At 61.9% G+C, this 21,268-nt stretch carries 18 protein-coding genes; 15 read left to right on the forward strand and 3 right to left on the reverse strand.

Annotated elements, in window-relative coordinates; genetic code table 11:
• The first annotated feature begins 8 nt into the window (after positions 1 to 8).
• From BBI10_RS18305 to BBI10_RS18315, 3 genes are all read left to right on the forward strand, one after another.
• Positions 9 to 914 (forward strand): LysR family transcriptional regulator, encoded by a 906-nt coding sequence (locus tag BBI10_RS18305; RefSeq protein WP_065990892.1) that lies wholly within the window; start codon positions 9 to 11, stop codon positions 912 to 914.
• A gap of 321 nt (positions 915 to 1,235) precedes the next feature.
• A complete protein-coding gene (locus tag BBI10_RS18310) occupies positions 1,236 to 2,345 on the forward strand; it encodes an MFS transporter (protein WP_279615258.1) in 1,110 nt (369 codons plus the stop codon).
• 66 nt (positions 2,346 to 2,411) lie between these two features.
• The gene (locus tag BBI10_RS18315) at positions 2,412 to 4,784 is read left to right on the forward strand and encodes a pyrroloquinoline quinone-dependent dehydrogenase (RefSeq protein ID WP_065990818.1); all 2,373 of its coding nucleotides are present in this window, start codon (positions 2,412 to 2,414) and stop codon (positions 4,782 to 4,784) included.
• Positions 4,785 to 4,863: 79 nt separating this feature from the next.
• On the opposite strand, the gene BBI10_RS18320 is transcribed toward BBI10_RS18315, so the two are convergent.
• Positions 4,864 to 5,259 (reverse strand): hypothetical protein, encoded by a 396-nt coding sequence (locus tag BBI10_RS18320; protein ID WP_244160389.1) that lies wholly within the window; start codon positions 5,257 to 5,259, stop codon positions 4,864 to 4,866.
• Between the two features lie 181 nt (positions 5,260 to 5,440).
• Entirely contained in the window at positions 5,441 to 5,965 is a 525-nt protein-coding gene (locus BBI10_RS18325; protein WP_244160390.1) for a cyclophilin-like fold protein, read from the reverse strand.
• A 468-nt stretch (positions 5,966 to 6,433) separates the two neighbouring features.
• On the opposite strand from BBI10_RS18325, the gene BBI10_RS18330 reads away from it, so the two are divergent.
• The 12 genes from BBI10_RS18330 to BBI10_RS18385 all read left to right on the forward strand — a co-directional run bounded on the left by BBI10_RS18330 (position 6,434) and on the right by BBI10_RS18385 (position 19,336).
• The gene (locus BBI10_RS18330) at positions 6,434 to 6,880 is read left to right on the forward strand and encodes a (2Fe-2S)-binding protein (protein ID WP_065990822.1); all 447 of its coding nucleotides are present in this window, start codon (positions 6,434 to 6,436) and stop codon (positions 6,878 to 6,880) included.
• 85 nt (positions 6,881 to 6,965) lie between these two features.
• Positions 6,966 to 9,221: a xanthine dehydrogenase family protein molybdopterin-binding subunit gene (locus BBI10_RS18335; protein ID WP_065990826.1), complete on the forward strand. Its 2,256-nt coding sequence runs from the start codon at positions 6,966 to 6,968 to the stop codon at positions 9,219 to 9,221.
• A 29-nt stretch (positions 9,222 to 9,250) separates the two neighbouring features.
• Positions 9,251 to 10,558 carry a c-type cytochrome gene (locus BBI10_RS18340; RefSeq protein ID WP_065990896.1) on the forward strand — a complete coding sequence of 436 codons (1,308 nt, stop codon included), beginning with the start codon at positions 9,251 to 9,253 and terminating at the stop codon, positions 10,556 to 10,558.
• Between the two features lie 557 nt (positions 10,559 to 11,115).
• Positions 11,116 to 12,027 carry a methyl-accepting chemotaxis protein gene (locus BBI10_RS18345; RefSeq protein ID WP_432213760.1) on the forward strand — a complete coding sequence of 304 codons (912 nt, stop codon included), beginning with the start codon at positions 11,116 to 11,118 and terminating at the stop codon, positions 12,025 to 12,027.
• 9 nt (positions 12,028 to 12,036) lie between these two features.
• Positions 12,037 to 12,405 (forward strand): response regulator, encoded by a 369-nt coding sequence (locus BBI10_RS18350; protein WP_065990830.1) that lies wholly within the window; start codon positions 12,037 to 12,039, stop codon positions 12,403 to 12,405.
• 23 nt (positions 12,406 to 12,428) lie between these two features.
• Positions 12,429 to 12,716 carry an STAS domain-containing protein gene (locus BBI10_RS18355; RefSeq protein WP_065990831.1) on the forward strand — a complete coding sequence of 96 codons (288 nt, stop codon included), beginning with the start codon at positions 12,429 to 12,431 and terminating at the stop codon, positions 12,714 to 12,716.
• A 66-nt stretch (positions 12,717 to 12,782) separates the two neighbouring features.
• Complete coding sequence (locus BBI10_RS18360) at positions 12,783 to 14,837, forward strand: chemotaxis protein CheA (RefSeq protein WP_065990833.1); 2,055 nt, start codon at positions 12,783 to 12,785, stop codon at positions 14,835 to 14,837.
• 29 nt (positions 14,838 to 14,866) lie between these two features.
• Complete coding sequence (locus BBI10_RS28365; RefSeq protein WP_065990842.1) at positions 14,867 to 16,369, forward strand: HAMP domain-containing methyl-accepting chemotaxis protein; 1,503 nt, start codon at positions 14,867 to 14,869, stop codon at positions 16,367 to 16,369.
• A 36-nt stretch (positions 16,370 to 16,405) separates the two neighbouring features.
• Positions 16,406 to 16,945 (forward strand): chemotaxis protein CheW, encoded by a 540-nt coding sequence (locus tag BBI10_RS18370; protein WP_065990844.1) that lies wholly within the window; start codon positions 16,406 to 16,408, stop codon positions 16,943 to 16,945.
• Positions 16,946 to 16,954: 9 nt separating this feature from the next.
• Entirely contained in the window at positions 16,955 to 17,764 is an 810-nt protein-coding gene (locus BBI10_RS18375; protein ID WP_065990846.1) for a CheR family methyltransferase, read from the forward strand.
• Entirely contained in the window at positions 17,761 to 18,294 is a 534-nt protein-coding gene (cheD, locus tag BBI10_RS18380) for a chemoreceptor glutamine deamidase CheD (protein WP_065990848.1), read from the forward strand. The genes BBI10_RS18375 and cheD overlap by 4 nt, the downstream gene beginning before the upstream one ends.
• A complete protein-coding gene (locus BBI10_RS18385) occupies positions 18,257 to 19,336 on the forward strand; it encodes a protein-glutamate methylesterase/protein-glutamine glutaminase (protein WP_065990850.1) in 1,080 nt (359 codons plus the stop codon). Before cheD ends, BBI10_RS18385 begins: the two co-directional genes overlap by 38 nt.
• A gap of 41 nt (positions 19,337 to 19,377) precedes the next feature.
• Here the strand turns inward: BBI10_RS18385 and BBI10_RS18390 are convergent, their stop codons facing one another.
• A complete protein-coding gene (locus BBI10_RS18390; protein ID WP_141695214.1) occupies positions 19,378 to 20,682 on the reverse strand; it encodes a tyrosine-type recombinase/integrase in 1,305 nt (434 codons plus the stop codon).
• Positions 20,683 to 21,268 lie beyond the last annotated feature (586 nt).

Raw genomic sequence — 21,268 nt, forward strand, 5'->3', positions numbered from 1 at the left:
GGTAGATGATGCAGCTCACCCGTGCCAACCTCGCCGATTTCATGTACTTCCTGGCCGTCGCCCGGCATTTGAGTTTCAGCCGTGCGGGATTGGAAGTCGGCATCAGCCCGTCGGCCCTCAGCCATGCCATCAAGGCGCTGGAAGCCAGGCTTGGCGTGCGCTTGCTGAACCGGACCACCCGCAATGTCACGTTGACCGCTGCCGGTCAGGAGTTGCTGGCGTCGATTCGTGAGCCCATCGACCGCATCGACCAAGCGATGGAGGTGCTCAACCGTTACCGGGACGAGCCCACGGGGAGGATCAGGCTGAATGTGTTCAGCGACGCCGCCCTGTTGCTGCTGGCGCCCGTACTGCCGCTGTTCGGTGAGCGTTACCCGGACATCGAAGTGGATATTTCGATCTCCAACAGCATGGTCGATGTCGTAGAGGGGGGGTTCGACGCCGGCATGCGCTTTGGCGCGACCGTGCCGGAAGGGATGATTGCCCATCGGCTGTCGCCGGATGTGCGCTGGCTGGTCGCCGGCACGCCCGACTATCTGCGCAAGTGGGGCACTCCCGTTCACCCTGAAGACCTGAAGCAGCATCGCTGCCTCAAGTTCAAGGTCGGCACCGGCAAACTTTACGACTGGGAATTCGAGAAAGAAGGCGTGCAGCTGGCGGTCCCGGTGTTCGGTGGCGTGATTCTCGACGAGACCCGAATCGCGATTGCATTGGCCTGTGAAGGGAGCGGACTGATTTACGCCGCTGAACCGATCCTCGCACCTTATGTGAAGAGCGGTTCCCTTAAGCTCGTCCTTGAGGATTGGGCGTGCGTGAGCCCGGGGTTCCACATCTACTACTCCAGCTATCGCCAGCAACCGCTGGGGCTGCGTCTGCTGATCGACATGATCCGGGATATCGCGCCGCTGGGCTGATCCGCAACGGCTCAAACCGGGACGCCTGACGCTTTCCCGGCTAAAGCCGGTCCCACAGAGTGCTCCGCTTCCTGTCATTAGTGAGCATTGCTCATCACCGCATCACACGTACCCCCGATAGGCGAGGGCGGAGCGCGCCTGTACCGTGACGCCACTCAATCCATCAAAACCGGCGTCTGTTGCACATCACCCTGGCGTGAGGCGACTGCACGGGCCGGACACGTGTCGAGGGTATGAATGCGTACTGCTGAGCTACAAAGAGCCGAGCCTGAAATTGCCAGGCCAGATCGAGGTGTGTGGAGCGCCGTAGGGGCGATGGCCATGTGTGTGGCCATGCTCATCTCATCCGAATTCATGCCGGTCAGCCTGCTGACACCGATTGCCTCGGACCTCGGCGCGACCCAAGGGATGGCCGGCCAGGCGATCTCCATTTCGGGACTGTTTGCCGTCTTCACCAGCCTGTTCATGTCGGTCATCGCCGGGCGCATTGATCGTCGGTACGTGTTGATCGGCTTGACCAGCCTGATGCTGGCCTCGCTGATCCTGATTGCCGAGGCGCCGAGCTTCCTGATCCTGATGATTGCGCGCGCCGTGCTGGGGATTGCCATCGGCGGGTTCTGGGCACTGTCCACGGCGACCGTCATGCGGCTCGTGCCATCCGACACCGTGCCCAAAGCCCTCGGCATCATTTTCACCGGCAATGCCATCGCCACGGCATTTGCGGCACCCATCGGCAGCTACCTGGGCGGCATCATCGGGTGGAGAGGCGTGTTCTGGGGACTGGTTCCGCTGGTGCTGATCAACCTGCTGTGGCAGTGGATCAGCCTTCCGTCCATGCCGCCCAAGTCGGCGGGCTCGGTCCGTCAATTGTTCGCGCTGCTGCGTCGTCGCCACGTGGCGTTCGGCATGATGGCGGTGATGTTGACCTTCGCCGGTGCGTTCTCGGCCTTCACCTACTTTCGGCCGTTCCTTGAAACCTACACGCACGCGACCACCCCGCAGCTGTCGCTCTTCTTGCTGGGGCTCGGTGTAGCGGGTTTTGCCGGCACCTATGCGGGGACGGCGCTGGTGAGTGACCGGATGTATGCGCTGTTGCGCTGGCTGCCATGGCTGCTGGCGACGGTGACGCTGTTGATGCTGCTGTTCGGCCACCTGAAGCCTGGCGTCGCCGTGGCGATGATCTGCTGGGGCGGGCTGAACGCCGCCATTCCGGTGGCGTGGTCAACCTGGCTCAGCAAAAGCGTCAGTGATGACCCGGAGAGCGGAGGCGGCTTGCTGGTTGCGGCGATCCAGCTGTCGATCATGGTCGGTGGCGCCCTGGGTGGCCTGCTGCTGGATCACCTCTCTATTGCCGCGACGTTCATGGGCGCCGCCGCATTGCTGGTGCTCGGTGCGTTGATCGTCGGGAACGGCAGTCGCTTGCGCGGCTGAATCCGGCTTCGAAGCCCAGCCCTGACCGCAGCACAACACACCTTCACAGACAGGCACATCATGCGCATGGAAAACAGAACAGCCCGGCTCTTCAGACGGGGCGTTGGCGGGGTATTGGCCATTTTGGGTGTCGCCATGACGCTAGGCGGTGCGGTATTGCTCAGTGACGGCGGATCTGCCTGGTACGGGGTGGCCGGCATCGTCTGGGTCATCTGCGCCGTCGGCGTGTTCCGGCGCGACCCTCGCGTTATCCCGCTTTACGGAATGATGTTAGCCGCGACGGTGGCATGGAGTGTCTGGGAGGTCGGGTTCGAGGGCTGGCAGTTACTGCCACGGCTCGGACTGCCTGTGCTGCTGGCCGTTCTGCTGGTGGCCAGCACCGCGGGGCTTCGAGCTCCGCGCCGATCGGCATGGCTCGGCTCGCTGGCGGTGTTGACGGTGAGCGTTGGGGTGGGCGCGGTGCTGCATGGCCAGTCGGGCGAGGGCTCTGATCCGCTGCTGCGCGCAGGCGTATCGAACAGTTATCCCCCGGCAAACGGCATGACCGAAGCGGCCGCTCGACAGGATTGGCCCGCTTTCGGCAATGATCAGGGCGGCACACGTTTCAGCCCGCTGACGCAGATCACGCCCGACAACGTCCAGCAATTGCAAGTCGCCTGGGAAGCTGAGACAGGGCCTATGGGGCCGGGACCGGAGGGTGGCCTTGAAGTCGTGCCGATCATGGTCGGCGACACGCTTTATGCCTGTAACGATCAGAATCGCGTCACCGCCCTCGATGCGGAAACCGGCAAAGAGCGCTGGCATCAGGACATTTCAGGCGGCACGGCGGCATCCGGCAAACCCTGCCGAGGCGTCGCCTTCTACCAGGTCCCCAATGCCGAGGGGCCCTGCGCCCAACGGATCATCGCGCCCAATCAGATGCCCGGGCTGGTGGCCCTTGATGCCCGCACAGGCGAGTTCTGCGAGCAATTCGGCGACAAGGGCTTCGTCGACCTGCGAGAGGGCATCAAGGCCTATCCGCACGGTCTGTATTACGTCAGCTCGGCGCCGCAGATCATTCGCGGCAAGGTGGTCGTCGGTGGCGGCATTCCGGACGGCCAGTACTGGGGCGGCCCGTCCGGGGTCATCCGCGCCTTCGACGCCGCGACCGGCCAACTGGCCTGGGCCTATGACTCCGAGCAGCCTGATCGTGCCGGTGCTCCGCCCAGTGGCGAGGTTTACTCACCTTCCTCACCCAACAGCTGGGCACCGATCAGCGCCGATGAAACCCTCGGCCTGGTCTATCTGCCCATGGGCAATGCAACCCCTGACAACTTCGGCGGTTTGCGCCGGCCGGGGGACGACGAGGTCTCAAGCTCCGTCATTGCGCTGGACGCTGAAACCGGTCGGTTGCGCTGGCATTTCCAGACCACCCATCACGACATCTGGGATTACGACGTGCCGGCTCAGCCGACGCTGGTGGATCTGCCCGTCGACGGCGTCATCCGCCATGCGCTGATTCAGGCGACCAAGCGCGGCGAGGTCTTCGTCCTGGATCGGGAGACGGGCAAACCGATTGCGCCCGTTCAAGAGCAGGCAGTGCCTCAGGGCGGAATCGCGGAGGGCGAGCGGCTGTCGGCGACTCAGCCTGCGTCGATCGGCTTGCCCGCGTTTCGCCAGCCGACGCTGCAGGAACGTGACATGTGGGGCATCACCCCATTGGACCAGATGCTGTGCCGCATTCAGTTTCGCCAGTCACGCTACGAGGGGCACCTGACGCCGATTACCTTGGGCAAGCCCGTGCTGATCGCGCCGGGTTCGGCCGGAGGGATCAATTGGGGCGGTGTGTCGGTGGACCTCGACCATGGCGTGATGGTCGTCAACTGGCTGCGGATGGTAGACCGCGTCGAACTGGTCAGCCGGGAGGAGGCGGTTGAACGCAAGTTCAGGCTGTCGGACGGTCAGAGCCCGGGGGGTGATGCGCAGCGGCCCATGCTCAACACGCCTTATGGCGCTTACGGCACAACCTTCTTATCGGTGCTTGGCACGCCCTGCAACGCGCCGCCATGGGGCCTGATTTCGGCGGTGGATCTGGCCAGCGGTAAGCTGCTCTGGTCCAGACCACTGGGGACGGCAAGAGACACCGGCCCGCTGGGCATCCCGTCGATGTTGCCCGTGACGGTGGGGACGCCAATGGCCGGCGGCTCGGTCAGCACCCGCAGTGGTCTGATCTTCATTGCGGCGACCGCCGAGCGCACGATTCGGGCACTGGATGTGCACAGCGGTGAAGAACTCTGGTCGGCGCGTTTGCCAGGGGGCGGCAATGCCAGCCCCGTGACCTATATCGGTCCCCACAGCGGCAGGCAGTTCGTGGTCATTGCGGCAGGGGGCAAGAAGGCGCTCAAAACGCGCTTGAACAACAAGATCGTGGCGTTCGCGTTGCCGGCGCCCAAACCCTGAAACGCCAGCGTGGCATCCACACATTTGCTGGATGCCACGCTCGTTTCAGTTCCCAATGTCTGCCGGCCCAATGGGCTCATCAAAGGCAAGGCACCTTGCCGGCTTCAGCCAGCGCAACGCCTCGACTGTCCAGCAGCGACACCTTGACCTCTGCATCCGCTCGGCTCTGTACCAGCGTATAGCGTTCATCGGCTGCAAACCCGTCGTAATCAAGTGTCGCCGTGCAACGACGATGACTGTTCTGATACCCGATCATCACAATCCCCAGTTCCATCGAATGCCTGCCCGGCGAAACAATGAAGCGATTCAAACTGTTGGCCTGATTTCCGTCGAGACGTCTCGCGATCATGTCGTCTCCTGCGTGGGCCTCTATATTGATGACGGACTCTCCAGGTTCAGGGCGTGTTGTTCCAGTGGCACAACCGGCCAGCACTGAAACAGTCATTAAGGCGGCGACAAGTGTATGCAGTTTCATGGGATACCTGATAACTAAGGGGTTTAAGTAGTTAAAGCGAACCCCTGTTCGTCAGCGACGGCTGAACATGACGACAGGCGCCGTCATAGTTCAAATCACAACGTGGGTACGCTCGTCATATAAGCGTTATTCGCACGTCGGCCGTCGTGACGCGCAGGCGTTTGGAATACGTGATCGGAGTTTATTGTTTTGAGAAACTGATCCTTACAGCATCGCTGCCAACCAGGCGCGCCAGTGCGGCAGGGTCACTCACGCGGCCCAGACGGGTGTAGGAGTAGGACGAAGGGAAGGTGACGTAAAAAGCGACCAGGGTTTGCGACCCGTACAACATCAGGTCACCGCTGTGGATCGTGCCGGGCCGGATTGCATTGGTAGTGAGCGCTTTGGGGAGCTCGGCGTGTTTCTCGTTGTGGTTGAGGTCGGGCATGTCCAGGGAGAGTGGCAGCAGGGCGACAAAGTCACGGGCTGCCTGGGTATTGGCGAGGGTAATCTCAAAGCGTGTGTCGCGAACGGTCATCCAGATGCGCGACTCGGTTTGCTGCGCCGTGGCTGACATGGCCTCTGGAGCAGGGCGCGCGCTGCTCAGCGGCGAAGCATTGGATTCGCTGAAGGCGGCCAGGCCGAACAGAAGTCCGAAGGCCCGGGTCAGCCCTCTTGTGGCCCCGGCATGAGCGTGAGTGAAGGGGCCGAATCGGTGGTCGCGCATGCTGTGGTGCACCTTATGCAGTGGAATGATTCACGGGCAAGTGAATCGGGGATTAGTGAATCAAGCGGTCGGCGATTTCAACTTTTCGACTTTAACAACTTCCGTTGGACGCCTGGTGTCACGGCAATCTACGCCCCGCTTAACGGCCGAACTAGGCCAGTCTCCAACATGCTTTTGTGAACAAACTTCACCAAACCCGGAAAGTTGCAGGGCAGAGCGTTTCAGTTGTCCAAGGACGATCATTTCTATCGTCAGATCGTTCTATAAGTGTCGAGCGGGATATTGAACGGGGTCGCGCTCTGACGGGCACAGTTGACTATTGCTCAGTATTGCTTTGAACAAAGCACTGCAATCGGCAGACCGGTAATGGCTTAGGCTAAATGTATCGGGCTAAAGCCTTGGGTTTACAACAGGAATAGGCCGCCGTCGGTATTCCGGGCGCGTTGTGCTGCAGAGAGGAGCCTCACCGTGGAGTTAAAAATCAATGGGTCAACGCACCAGGTTGACGCCGCTCCGGAAACGCCGCTGCTGTGGCTGATTCGTGAAGACCTGGGTCTGACCGGCACCAAATTCGGTTGCGGGCTTGCCCAGTGCGGCGCCTGCACGGTCATGGTAGACGGCATGGCCGTCCGCTCCTGTGTCACCCCCGTTGAAGGCGTGGTTGGCCGCGAGATTCGCACCATCGAGTCCATCGAAAGCGATGCCCTTGGCCAACGTGTGGTTGCCGCCTGGGTCAAGCATCAGGTGGCGCAATGTGGTTACTGCCAATCAGGACAGGTCATGGCGGCCACGGCGCTGCTTCAACGCACGCCTCGTCCCACTGACGCCGAGATCGCAGCGGCGATGACCAACCTGTGCCGCTGCGGCACCTACAACGCGATCAAAACCGCGATTCACGAACTGGCAGCCGGGTAGTTCTGACCAGAGACGCGTTTCTGCATGTGATCAGGCCGGCCCTGATTGCCCGAGACACAGATGCGATAACACAAGGCAGCAGATGATGGATTCAGAGCACGCTTCAGTACGCGACAACCTGTTCCCCGACAATAAACCCGTGAACATCTCCCGACGTAAGTTCTTGCTGGCCTCGGCCGGTATTATGGCTGGCGCATTGGTGATCAGTTTCGGCATCCCGATCCAGCCGGCCCGTGCGGCGCAGATGCCCAAACCCTTTGTGCCCGGAACCCGTGTACCGGCGTTTCTGGAGATCAGACCGGACAACACGGCGCGGTTGCTGAGCCCTTTCATCGAAGGCGGACAGGGCATCTTTACCGCCCTGGCGCAGATCATCGGCGAGGAACTTGACCTTGATCCCGCGCAGTTCGTGGTGGAAAACGCACCGCCCGGGGATGACTACAAAGTGATGGAGAAGGGCGGGCGGTTCACCGGCGGCAGCAATTCGGTTCGTTCGAGCTACACGACAATGCGCAAGCTGGGTGCGGCGGGGCGCCTGATGCTGATGCAGGCGGCCGCCAATGAATGGAAGGTTCCGGTCCAGCAGTTGACGACAGAGCCAGGCAAAGTCATCCATCAGCCGTCGGGACGCAGCGCGACCTATGGAGAGCTTGCCACGGCAGCGGTCGCTTTACCGGTGCCGGACACCGATGCTGTTGCGCTACGCGACCCCGCGCAGTTCCGCTGGATCGGCAAACCGGTTCAACGCATTGATGTGCGTGACAAGTCCACGGGCAAGGCGATGTACACCATCGATGCCCGGGTCGAGAACATGCTCTACGCGGCGGTGCAGCACGCGCCTAGACTGGGGCTCGAAGTCGGCAGCCTGCGCAACGAGGCTCACGTTCGGCAGATCAAGGGCGTGCACGCAGTGGAGTGGCTGTCCGGAGCGGTGGCGGTGGTTGCCGATCGCTGGTGGATTGCCAAGCGCGCCGTTGAGGCGCTGCAGGTCGATTGGCTCGAGCCAGGTCCTCAGTCCACTGCGCGTTACATGTCCGCCGAGTTCTCGACCGAAGCCTTCGTCAAACACTTGGGCGAGCTGCCCGGGGAGGGCGAAACAGCCGAGACAAAAGGCGATGTCGGCAGTGCCATCAGCGGTGCCGGCAAAACCGTCAGCGCGGTCTATCACACGCAAAACCTGAATCACGCTCAGCTGGAGCCCCCGTCAGCATTGGCGCGCTTCGATGACGCCGGAAATCTGGAGGTATGGCTGCCCAACCAGGCCCCTGATCTGTTTCTGGCGGACATTGCCAGGCAGACCGGCCTCGACCCTTCGCGCATCAAGCTGCATTCGCCGCTGCTGGGTGGCTTTTTCGGCAGGCATTTTCTTTACCCGAATGCCTCTCCCTACCCTCAGGCCATTCAGTTGGCCAAGGCAGTGGGCCGACCGGTGAAAGTCATCTGGAGTCGCGAGGAGGAATTCCTGCGTGACGTCCTGCGGCCACTGGCGGTGGTCCGTTTTCGCGGCGCGCTCGACGCCCAGGGCACACCCGTCGCGATTGAAGCCATCAGCGTCACCGAAGGACCCACCGAGGGCATTGCCAACAAGCACGGCGCCCAACTTGACCCCACGGCCCTTGAGGGGTTGACCGGCAAGCGCTACGACATCCCTCACAAACGCATTGCCCAACTGTATCAACAGACCCACGTTGCGTTGGGCTATTGGCGGTCAGTGGGCAACTCGATCAACGACTTTCTCTATGAAGCGTTTCTCGACGAGCTGGCGGATACGGGGCAAGTGGACCCGTACGAGATGCGCCTGAAGCTGCTCCGGGGCAACGACCGGCTGACTCATCTTCTGCAAGAGGTTGCAGCATTGTCCGGCGGCTGGAAGCGCGGGCCATTTACCGCTGAAGATGGCTCAAGGCGTGCCCGTGGCGTGGCGATGGCGTCGCCTTTCGGCACAGAGACGGCGGTCATCGCCGAGGTGTCGATTGAACACGGCAAGGTCAGGGTCCACGACATCTGGCAAGCCATCGATCCCGGCAGCATCGTCAACCCGGCCATCGTTGACGCACAGGTGAATTCTGCGGTTGCCCTGGGCCTGTCCCAGACACTCGTGGAACAAGCCGTCTACAAAAACGGCATGCCCGTGGCACGCAATTACGATCTCTACCGAATCCTGCCGCCGGATCTGATGGCCAAGGTACACGTCAAGGTGATTGAAAGCGGCGCCAAGATGGGCGGGATCGGTGAGCCTCCACTGCCTGCCGTCGCACCTGCCGTCGCCAATGCCGTGTCGCACCTCACCGGACAGCGGATTCGCAGCATGCCGCTTTCGACCTACACATTCGATACCTGATTTAAGGAAACGGGCCGTTGAAAAAAGCCATGACATGCCTTGCCCTGGGCGGCGTTGTGCTGGTGGCGGGTGGGGCCTGGTTCGTCAACCGGGTTGTCTATTCCCCGCTGGCAGATGCGCCACTGGCGCTATCACCCGCGTTGATCGAGAAAGGCGAATACGTCGCCAGACTCGGCGACTGTGTCGCCTGCCACAGCGTCGCCGGGAACCCGCCGTTTTCCGGAGGGCTGGAGATGGCGACGCCGATGGGATCGATCTTTGCCACCAATATCACGCCCGATAAACGCAGCGGGATCGGCAACTACAGCCTCGATGATTTTGATCGCGCGGTACGCCAGGGCGTTGCGGCTGACGGCCATCGTCTTTACCCGGCCATGCCTTATCCCTCGTTTTCCAAGTTTAGCGACGACGACGTGAAAGCCCTTTACGCATTTTTCATGAAGGGTGTCACACCCGCCGACGTCCCGAACAAGCAGAGCGAAATTCCCTGGCCGTTTAACATGCGCTGGCCGTTGGCGCTGTGGAACGCGGCGTTCGCCGATTCCGATCCGTACCAGGCCAAGCCCGGCCAGGATGAGCAGTGGAACCGAGGCGCGTACATCGTTCAGGGGCCTGGGCATTGCGGCAGTTGCCACACGCCACGCAGCATCACGATGAACGAAAAGGCGCTGGACGAGCGCAATGCCAACTACCTCAGTGGCGCGTTGATCGACGGCTGGTACGCGCCCAGCCTGCGCCAGGACCCCAATACCGGGCTTGGACGCTGGAGCGAACCGGAGATCGTGCAATACCTCAAAACCGGACGAAATGTACACAGCGTCGTCACCGGCTCCATGACCGAGGCGTTCAACAACTCTACTCAGTACATGTCCGACGACGATCTCGGAGCGATCGCGCACTACCTGGCATCGCTGCCCGGAAACGGCAAAGATGGCCCGCCCTGGACGCCGAGTCCCGCCCCTGTGGCGTGGTCGAGCCCGGGGGCCAAAACGTATCTCGCCAAATGCAGCAGCTGTCACGGCCAGGACGGTCGCGGGCAGGGCCAGTGGATCCCGCCGCTGGCTGGCGCATCGTCCTCGATGGTCAGCGAGAGCTCCACGGGGATCAACGCGACGCTCAACGGCTCCGACCGCGTGATTGCCAGTGGCTTGCCGGACGCGTACCGGATGCCGCCGTATCGCAATCAGCTGACGGATCAGGAGATAGCCGATGCTCTGACGTTTGTGCGCTCAAGCTGGGGCAATCAGGGCAACGCCGTGGAGGCGAATGAGGTCCGCACACTTCGCGACAAAACCGATCCGGCGAGCCCTGATCCCATCATCCTGCACATGCGCTAGCAGGAGGGTTCAGGCACGTTCCGCATCGCATCGCACCGCACCGCACCGCACCAAAAAAGTCCCCGGTTTTGCAGTCCGGCATCACCGGGAATCGCCTGGTCGTGGCCGGCGGCAAGAGGAGCGCAGGCCTCTTCAGCGTCACGCGACAGTCATAAACCAGACGGAAGGCAGAGGGGGATGACTCAAGTTGTGACGCACTGGGCAGATAACCGTGATGTCAGTTACATACGCAAGTTTGTTCAAGGATCGAACCCATGACCCAGCGTCAATCCATCCGCATTCCCCGTTCCGCTCAGCCGCGTTTTCTCTGGTTCGCTTTCATTCCGGTCGTGCCTGCCGTTGCATGGGTACTCAGTCAGTCAACCTCTCTCCCTAACCTGATCGCGTGCGCGGCGCTGGTTCTCGTCGGCCTTGGCGCGGGGGCCTGGAGTGCTGCTTCCCGGCGTGACGTGGTGCTGCGCGCCACTGCCCGGGCTCAAGCGGATCAGTCAGCGGCAGACGCCGCGAGCCACAGCATTAACTCGCGGGTACAACTCGATGAGGTGCTGCTGGGCGCCATGCCGATCTGGGCCCGGCAGGTGGAGAGTTCACGGCATCAGACCGAAGAAGCGATTGTGAATCTGACCAATCGATTCATCGGGATTGCCGCGCGATTGCAGGAAACAGTTCAGGCGTCCCAGCGCGCTGCCGGCGAACTCGACGGGCAAACGGCGGACGGGGCGCTTGAAGTGCTGTCCCTCAGCGAAAGCGATTTGAGCCAGGTGATCAACTCGCTCAAGGCCGCTCAAACCAGCCGTGACCAGACCCTGGCCCAGGTGCGCGGCCTCACGGCCTACACCGGCGAACTGCGCACCATGGCCGCGGACGTAGCGGCGATCGCCGCGCAAACAAACCTCCTGGCCCTCAACGCGGCCATTGAAGCGGCCCGTGCAGGTGAAGCCGGTCGCGGCTTTGCCGTGGTGGCCGACGCGGTGCGCAGCCTGTCGAGCAAATCCAGTGAAACCGGCCAGCAAATGTCGGCCAAGGTCGACATCATCAATAACGGCATCACCCAATTGGTGCACGCCGCCTCCAGCAGCGCCGATCAGGACAGCCAATCGGTGGCCGCGTCAGAAAACAGCATTCAAGTCGTGCTCGAACGCTTCCATAACATCACTGGCCGCCTGGCCGAATCCGCGGACCTGCTCAAGCAGGAAAGCCGCGGCATTGGTGATGAGATGACGGAGGTGCTGGTCGACCTGCAATTCCAGGACCGTGTGAGCCAGATCCTCAGCCATGTGCGAGACAACATGGAAGACCTGCATGGTCACCTGCGGCAGGCAAACGAGGCCCCGGACCAGGCAACGTCCATCGACGCCCGCCAGTGGCTGGCGCGAATGGACGCTACCTACGCCACCGACGAGCAGCGGCGCACCCATCGTGGCGAGACGCCTGTGCAGCAGAACTCTCAAGACATCACCTTCTTTTAGGAGCTCATCATGGCGAAGAATGTATTAGTGGTCGACGACTCCAGCAGCGTGCGGCAAGTGGTAGGCATTGCCTTGAAAAGCGCCGGTTACGACGTGATCGAAGCGTGCGACGGCAAGGATGCGCTGGGCAAGCTCACCGGACAGAAAGTGCACTTGATCATCAGCGACGTGAACATGCCCAACATGGACGGCATCACCTTCGTCAAGGAGGTCAAGAAACTGGCCAGCTACAAGTTCACCCCGATCATCATGCTGACCACCGAGTCCCAGGAGTCGAAGAAGGCCGAGGGGCAGGCGGCGGGTGCCAAGGCGTGGGTGGTCAAGCCGTTCCAGCCCGCACAGATGCTGGCAGCGGTGTCAAAACTGATCCTGCCCTGAATCCTTGCGCGAGGGAGGCTGCGATGCCGATCACCATCGAAACACTCGACGACAGCACCTGCGTCAGCATTGACGGCGAGCTGACGATCTACACCGTTGCCGAGCTGGCGGGCGAGCTGTTGCCCCGGATGAGCGGCGCGCCACGCCTGATGCTGGACCTCTCGCAGGTCACCGAAATGGATGGCGCGGGGCTGCAGTTGCTCGCGGTCATCCAGCGTGAAGCCGACAGCGCTGGCACAGCGTTGAGCGTCACCGGCCAGAGCGTGGCGGTCACGCAGGCCCTTGAGCTGTGTCGCAAAGCGGCCTCATAACCGTACCCGCCACGCCAGTCCCAGCCACGTTCATTGCACGTTCATTGATAGACAAGGAAGGTCCAGGTGAGCATCAATCTCGACCAGGCATTGCAGACATTCATCGTCGAGGCCCACGAACTGTTGCAGGTCATGGAGCAATCCCTCCTGCAACTGGAAACCGAGCCCGCCGACCAGGATGCCATCGGCGCGATTTTTCGTGCCGCCCACACCATCAAGGGGTCCGCCGGCCTGTTCGGCCTGAACCCGGTCGTCAGCTTCACGCACATTGTCGAGGACGTACTCGACCGACTGCGCGACGGCAGTGTGGCAGTCGACTCCCGGCTGATCGCGGTGCTGCTCAAGTGCGGCGACCATATGCTGGAGTTGATCAACGTTGTCGCCAGTCGTGGCGAGCCGCTCCAGCCGGCAGCCCTGGAGCGTGAAGCGGCGTTGCGCGAGGCGTTGAGCACCTATCAGGCGCCGCACCATACCCCCGACACCGGCGCGCAACACACAGAAGCCGGCGCTGCTGACCGTGCAAACGCGCCGGCCGAGGTGCTCTGGCATATCTCCCTGCGCTTCGGTGTGGACGTATTTCGCAATGGCATGGACCCGCTCTCGTTCTTGCGCTACCTGGAAACCCTGGGTCAGATAACCCAGGTCACGACCCTCACTGACAGCATTCCGGCACTGGACAGCTGGGACCCGGAAAGCTGCTACCTGGGTTTCGAGATCGAGCTGCGCTCGACGGCCAGCCACGCCACCCTCAATGAAGTCTTCGACTTCGTGCGCGACGACTGTGACGTGCACATCGATGCCATCGACGAAGCGTCCGACAGTGCTGTGTCCATTGGCAGCGAGCTGGTGGCCCAGGCAGAGCAGGGGCCATTGACGGCGTCGGTGCAGCGGCTGCCGGCGGCCAGTGAGCCGAAAACCCGTGACGGCAATTACGTGCGCGTCAACGCGGACAAGCTTGACGAACTGATCAACCTGGTTGGCGAACTGGTGATAGCGAGCGCCGGCGCCAGCTTGTTGGCCCGTTCCTGCAACAACGACCCGCTGCAGGAAGCGACGTCGACGGTGTCGGGACTGGTGGAGGAGATCCTCGACGGCGCACTGCACCTGCGCATGATTCCCATCGGCGACACGTTTAACCGCTTCCGCCGCGTGGTGCGGGACATCAGCCAGGAGCTGGGCAAGGACATCGAGCTGACCATCAGCGGTGCAGAAACCGAACTGGACAAGACCGTCGTTGAGAAGATCGGCGACCCGTTGATGCACCTGCTGCGCAACGCCATGGACCACGGCATCGAAAGCGCGGATGCCCGGCGTGCTGCCGGCAAGGCGGGGAAGGGCCATCTGAGCCTCAACGCCTACCACGACTCGGGCAGCATCGTCATCGAAATCGCCGACGACGGCAACGGACTCAACCGCGAACGGATCCTGGAGAAGGCTCAAGAGCGCGGCCTGGTGGCGAGCGGTGCGGTGCTCTCCGATCAGGAGATCTACAACCTGATCTTCGAACCGGGTTTCTCTACCGCTGAGGCGGTGACCAACCTGTCGGGCCGTGGCGTCGGCATGGACGTGGTCAAGCGCAACATCACGCTGCTGCGCGGCACCGTTGATCTGGACAGTCGCCCGGGGCAGGGCACCGTGGTGCGCATTCGTTTGCCGCTGACCCTGGCGATCATCAACGGGTTTCTGGTCGGCATCGATACATCCACCTACGTGATTCCGCTGGACATGGTTCAGGAATGCATCGAACTGGACGAACACCAGCGACAGTCGAGCCGCGAAAAGGGCTACCTGGACCTGCGTGGCGAGGTGTTGCCGCTGGTGGACCTGCGCGAGCACTTCAGCCACGAAGGCAGCGCCGGCCGACGCCAGAATGTGGTGGTGGTGCGCTACGCCGAGCACAAGGCCGGGCTGGTCGTCGATGACCTGCTGGGTGAGTTCCAGACCGTGATCAAACCGTTGGGCAAGTTGTTTGGCGCACTGCGCGGCATCAGCGGCTCCACCATATTGGGCAGTGGCGCGGTGGCCCTGATCCTCGACGTACCGGCATTGCTCAATCAAATCGTACAACTGGAAGCCCGCACGCCCCAGGCGCCTTATTCGCCAACCGTCGTCGCCCGCTGACGTATTTGCAACACCCTGGAGGTTCCACGATGAAATGGTTCTACGATCTTAAAATTTCCACCAAGCTGATCAGCTCATTCCTGGTGGTTCTGGCCCTCACTGCGGCGATGGGCGTCTTCGCCATCCACCAGCTAGGAGCCGTGAACCAGGCTGCTCAGGACATCCGTGGCAACTGGATGCCCTCCATGCGCGCAGCGGCCGGCATGCGTTTTTTTGCCGCCAACTATCGCTTGAAAGAAAACCGCCACATCAGCACCGATGTCGCTGAAGAGAAGGCCCAGGCCGAGCGGGAAGCCACCGAGGCCCGCCAGCAGTTCGAAACCCGCATGGGCACCTATGAGAACTTGCTGTCGAACGACGAAGATCGTCAGCTTCTGGCAGCGGCGAAAAGCGCATGGGCTTCCTACCTGACCAGCAGCAATCAGGTGCTCGATCTCTCCCGGCAGAACCAGGAGGACCAGGCCCGCAGCCTGCTCAGGGGTGAGTCGAAGGTGCGTTTCGAAGACTTGACCAACCGCTTGCAGAAAATGGTCGAGCTCAACGACGCTGGCGCAACGGCGGCCGGTGACAAGGGTTCGGCGCTGTACGAAAGTGCCCGACTGGCGATCATCGCGGCGCTGGTCGCTGCCCTGTTGATCGGCCTGGGCCTGGCCGTGTTCATCGCGCGGATCATTTCGCGTCCGCTGAGACAAGCCGCCAGCGCCTCCGAGCAGGTCAGCGCCACCGCGCAATCGATGAGCCAGGCCACCAGTGAACAGGCGGCCAGCGTCGAGGAAACCAGTGCCTCGATCGAGCAGATGAGCGCCAGCATCAACCAGAACACCGAGAACGCCAAAGTCACCGATGGCATGGCCAGCAAAGCCGCCAAGGAAGCCACCGAGGGCGGCGACTCGGTCCAGCAAACCGTCGTGGCGATGAAGAAAATCGCCCAGCGCATCAGCATCATTGATGACATCGCTTACCAGACCAACCTGCTGGCCCTCAACGCCGCCATCGAGGCCGCTCGGGCCGGGGAGCATGGCAAGGGGTTCGCGGTGGTCGCAGCCGAAGTGCGCAAGCTGGCCGAACGCAGCCAGGTCGCCGCCCAGGAAATCGGCGAGCTGTCTTCCAGCAGCGTGGACATGGCGGAGAAGGCCGGCAAGTTGCTCGGCGAAATGGTGCCGTCCATCAACAAGACCAGCGATCTGGTGCAGGAAATCAGCGCGGCATCCGAAGAGCAGGCCGCAGGCGTCGCGCAGATCAACACGGCGATGACCCAGCTCAACCAGGTGACCCAGCAGAATGCGTCGAGCAGCGAGGAGCTGGCCGCCACCGCCGAAGAAATGAGCAGCCAGGCCGAACAGCTGCAACAGGCCATGAGCTTCTTCGTGCTGGATTCAACCCCGCGGCCCGCCACTCAAGGCAGCAGCGTGGACAACCCCGGCAGCAAGCCAGGCCATCAGCCGCCACGGGTGAAACCGCAGCCGCCGCGCAAAGCGTTCGCGTACAGCATGGCCAGTGCCCCGGACGAATCGGAATTCACCCGCTTCTGATCACAAGCATCGATGCGGGACTACAGGGAGAACGACATGGGCGCAGTGACGACCACTCGGCAGACCGCAGTTGCGGTGGATGAGGACGCGCAATACCTGACCTTCATGCTCGGCGGCGAGATGTTTGCCATCGGCATTCTGGGGATCAAGGAAATTATCGAATACGGCAGCCTGACCGTGGTGCCCATGATGCCCGCGTTTGTGCGCGGGGTGATCAATCTGCGCGGCGCGGTGGTGCCGGTGGTCGACCTCTCGGCGCGTTTTGGGCGGGCCAACTCGGCGATCACCCGGCGCTCCTGCGTCATCATCATTGAGGCGAGCACCGAGGAGGGGCAGGCGCAGGACATCGGTTTGCTGGTCGACACCGTGTCTGCGGTGCAAGAGATTCCGTCCTCACAGATCGAGCCGCCGCCCAGCTTCGGCGCGCGGATTCGGTCCGATTTCATCAGCGGCATGGCCAAGGTCGATGGCAAGTTCGTGATCGTGCTGGACGTGGACAACGTGCTGTCCATCGACGAGATGTCCAGCCTTGCCGAAGCCGGTCAGGCGCCGGCCCTTGATCTCGACCCGCGTTGAGGCCCGAACATGGCAGACACCGCTACCATCGATGATCGTGAGTTCGGTCAGTTCCAGAGCTGGCTGTACCGCGCGGCCGGCATCAACCTGTCACCCGCCAAGAAAGCGCTGGTGGCCGGGCGCCTGTTCAAGCGCCTCAAGCATTACGAGCTGCAGAGCTATGGCGAGTACTTCAAGCTGATCATGAAGGACGAGCGCAAGGGCGAGCTGCAGGTCGCCCTGGATTTGCTGACCACCAACGAGACCTATTTCTTTCGCGAGCCCAAGCACTTCGACTTCCTGCGTCAGCAGGTGCTGCCCAAGGCTGCGCCGGGCAAGGTGTTTCGGGTATGGAGCGCGGCCAGTTCCTCGGGCGAAGAACCCTACAGCCTGGCGATGACCCTGGCCGAGGGACTTGGAACCACGCCCTGGGAAGTCGTCGGCTCGGACATCAGTACCCAAGTGCTCGCCAAAGCGCGCAGCGGCCATTACGCCATGGGTCGCGCCGAGACGTTGCCCCAGCCGCTGCTGGTCAAGTACTGCCTGAAGGGCATCGGGCGCCAGGAGGGCACCTTTCTGATCGACAAGGCGTTGCGCAACCGCGTCAACTTTGTCCAGGTCAACCTCAACGAAACGCTGCCCGCCCTGGGTGAGTTCGAGGTGATCTTCCTGCGCAACGTGATGATTTATTTCGACCAGCCGACCAAGACCCAGGTCGTCGCACGCATGCTGCCGCTCCTTAAGCCAGGCGGCTACTTGATCATCAGTCACTCGGAAAGCCTCAACGGTGTAAACGACACCTTGAAGCTGGTGGCGCCGTCGATTTATCGCAAGCCATGAAAATGCCCGTCGGCGCGGCCGAAGTGGTGTTGGCCCCGGGACAGGTCAGTTTCGCGACGCGTCCGACGCGCTTGCGCACACTGCTCGGTTCCTGCGTGGCGATCACGTTCTGGCACCCGCAACGGCTGATCGGCGGCATGTGTCACTTCATGCTGCCAGGACGCCTGCGTCACGATCAGCCGCTGGACGGCCGATATGGCGATGAGGCAATGGAATTGCTGCTTCGACACGTCCTTATCAACGGCACTCAGGTGCAGGATTACCAGGTCAAGCTGTTCGGCGGCGGCAGGATGTTTCCCGACCACCCGCGCGACCTGCGCACGGAGGACGTGGCCAGCCTGAATATTCGCGCGGCGCTGGCCCTGGCCGAGCGCTACCACCTGCACCTGACAGCTCAGGACATGGGCAGCACCGGTCACCGCACGATCATGTTCGACGTGTGGAACGGCAACGTCTGGGTTCGGCACCAACCAATGGGAACACTTCAACACGATGCCTACCAAAAAAATCAGCGTACTGCTGGTCGATGACTCGGCCGTGGTGCGCCAGGTGCTGATGGCCATTCTCAGCGACACACCCGATATCCACGTCATGGGCGCGGCGTCTGACCCGATTTTCGCCATGGACAAGCTCGCCCGGGAATGGCCCGACGTGATCGTGCTGGACGTGGAAATGCCACGGATGGACGGGATCACCTTTCTCAAGAAAATCATGAGCGAGCGACCTACGCCGGTGGTGATCTGTTCCTCGCTGACCCAGAAAGGCGCCGAAACCTCCTTGCAGGCCCTGTCGGCAGGCGCTGTGGAAATTATCACCAAGCCCACGACCGGATTGAAGAATTTCCTGCTCGAATCGGCGGCCGAGCTGGTGGCCGCGATACGCGCTGCCGCCAACTCCAACGTCAGGAACCTGGGAAAGCGCACCGCCAGCCCGGTTCCGGTAGCGCCGGCCGGCAAGCTCACTGCCGACGCCATCCTCCCGGCCGCCAGTGGCCACGCCATGGCACAGACCACCGAACGCATCGTCGCGATCGGCACTTCCACGGGCGGAACCCAGGCGCTGGAAGCAGTGCTCAAGGCATTGCCGAGGGTGTGCCCGGGCATTGTGATCGTGCAGCACATGCCAGAGAAGTTCACCGCTTCCTTTGCTGAACGCCTCAACAGCATCTGTGCGATCGAAGTGCGCGAGGCACGCAACAACGACCGTATCCTCCCAGGTCTGGCGCTGATCGCCCCCGGCGGCAAGCATCTGATAGTCACGCGCAGTGGCGCCTATTATCACGCCCAGGTGATCGACGGGCCCCAGGTCAACCGGCATCGGCCTTCAGTGGATGTGCTGTTTCGTTCGGTGGCCAAGTTCGCCGGCAAGAACGCCACCGGCATTATCATGACCGGGATGGGCGACGACGGCGCGCGCGGCCTCAAGGAGATGCTCGACGCCGGCGCCGCCACGGTTGCCCAGGATGAGGCGAGCTGCGTGGTCTTCGGCATGCCCAAAGAGGCCATCAAGCTCAACGCTGCCCAGCGGATCATGCCGCTGGAGCATATTCATCAGGCGATCCTCAACGGTTAGCCTGGCCGCCGAGTTTCAGAATCTGAACGGGCAATGACCGATCACGATCGCTCTTTCATGGGCAAACGCTTGACCGAGTAAGCCCGTTTCTCATCCTCGGAGTTGTAGTAGACGTTCTGTGTCGTGCTGAGGCTGTTGTGGCGCAGATCGACCTGCAGATCCTTCATGTCGCGGTGCGGCGCATCGAAGGTCGCCGAGGTGTGGCGCAGCCAGTGCAAGGACGCCGCGCGCAGGCGGCCGACGTCTTCATCCGGCCAGTGCTCGGCCTGCATGCGCTGCAGCGCGCGATCAAACACTTCCTGCAGCAGCACGCGGATATGCCGGTCCGACAAACCAGCGCGCCCGCGTTGGGTGGCAATCAGCGGCGTGCTTTCACGGAAGCCGGGCAGGGGGGACAGACCCTGATGCAGGCGCCAGCGCTTGAGGTAGTTCTCGACGTAGTCGTCCCGCACGCTGATCTTGCCGGCTTTATTGCCTTTGCCCACCACGTGGTACCACCAGTTGCTGGCGCTGTCCTTGCGCAGATCGCCCATGGTCGGTTTCCAGTTATCACGGCCCACCAGATCGGACACCCGCAGGTACATGGCAAAAATCGTCGCCACGATAAACAGCGTGCGCTCGTACTTGGTGTCTTCGGCTGCCAGCAGCTCAGCGGTCTCCAGCACGAAATCCCACTGCAGCGAGGTCAGGATGCGCGTGTCCTGGTTATCGGTGTTGCGCTCTTTGTATTTGCTCTTTTGTTTTACCGCGCGAAACGGGTTCTGCTCGCAAAAACCTTCATCGATCGCGTGCTGAAAAAAGCTGCCGCACACCGCGAAGATCTGCGCGATAGAACCTTGGGCCAGCCGGTACGTGTCCTGAAGGGCGGGACGGTTTTCTTCTTCAGCGCGCTTGCGTTCTTCCTTGGCGACGGTCTGGCTGAATGGCCGCCAATCGGGGTTGAGCACGTAGGTGTCCGTCGCGGTTTTCTTGCGCGCACCCAGGCGAGTGAAGCGGGATTTCACCACCGGACCGACCCAGGCGGGGTCAGGCGCCAGGCAGAACTCCATGAAGCTTTCGGCCTGGGTGCGGCGCATGGCGAGGAGGGGCGTTCTGGATTTGAGCATCGTCCAGAGCAGCAGTCGTTCGACGTGGGTCCGGTAGGAATTGAACGTGGATTCGTTGCCGGCGTAAGACTTGAGAAAGCTGCGCACGGCGCGGTAGCCTTCGATGGCCTGGGTTTCTGCGGGGAACTGCTCGAGATAATCCCGGATCGCCGGAAGCTCTTCCTTTAAGGAGCTGAAATTAAGCTCGCCGAACTTCGCGTAGGTTTCGAACAGCGGATGAGGTGACGAGGGCGCGGGCATTTGAATTCGCTGACTAGAAATGCGGAAGATGGCGGCATCATCCAGCAGGATGGGTGCAGATGCAATATCCGGGTCTGACAGTTATCGGATATTGCATTTGTGGGTTGGGGTGTGTTAGCGGGGTTGCCTGGAGCGACTTGGCTTATTGGGGCTGATTTACGCCTTCTTAGCGCAATCTGGTGGTGTATTCGTGCGTTGGCAGGTGGTTTTGCGCTTTTTGGGTGAGTTTTGGGCTCCAAGAGTGGTGATTTCGCGGGCTGATCAGGCGCTACTGCGGGCGCATTGCTGCTCTGAAGGCCTTGTTTTATGGGCTTTCGAGGCAGGTCAGGCGTTCGCGGACCTTGATAATCCCCGTTGGTGAGCTGGCCGAGACGCAGTTTGGCTGACTGTCGGTAAGTCTTGCACGGGTATCGGATCGGCACGGGTTAATCTGGGGTCGAGTTCGAAGCTTGGCATTAAGCAGTCGCTGTTCACACTGCGGGTGGTCAGGCAGATGTCGGTGGACGGCGGTAAGCGTCCGGCGAAGTCACCTACCCGATCCCCGCAATAAGGGCGATGTTCTCCACTTAAAAATACGTGGACACCA

It is taken from the genome of Pseudomonas graminis, from assembly GCF_001705435.1.
In the GTDB taxonomy this organism is placed as follows: Bacteria; Pseudomonadota; Gammaproteobacteria; order Pseudomonadales; family Pseudomonadaceae; genus Aquipseudomonas; species Aquipseudomonas graminis_B.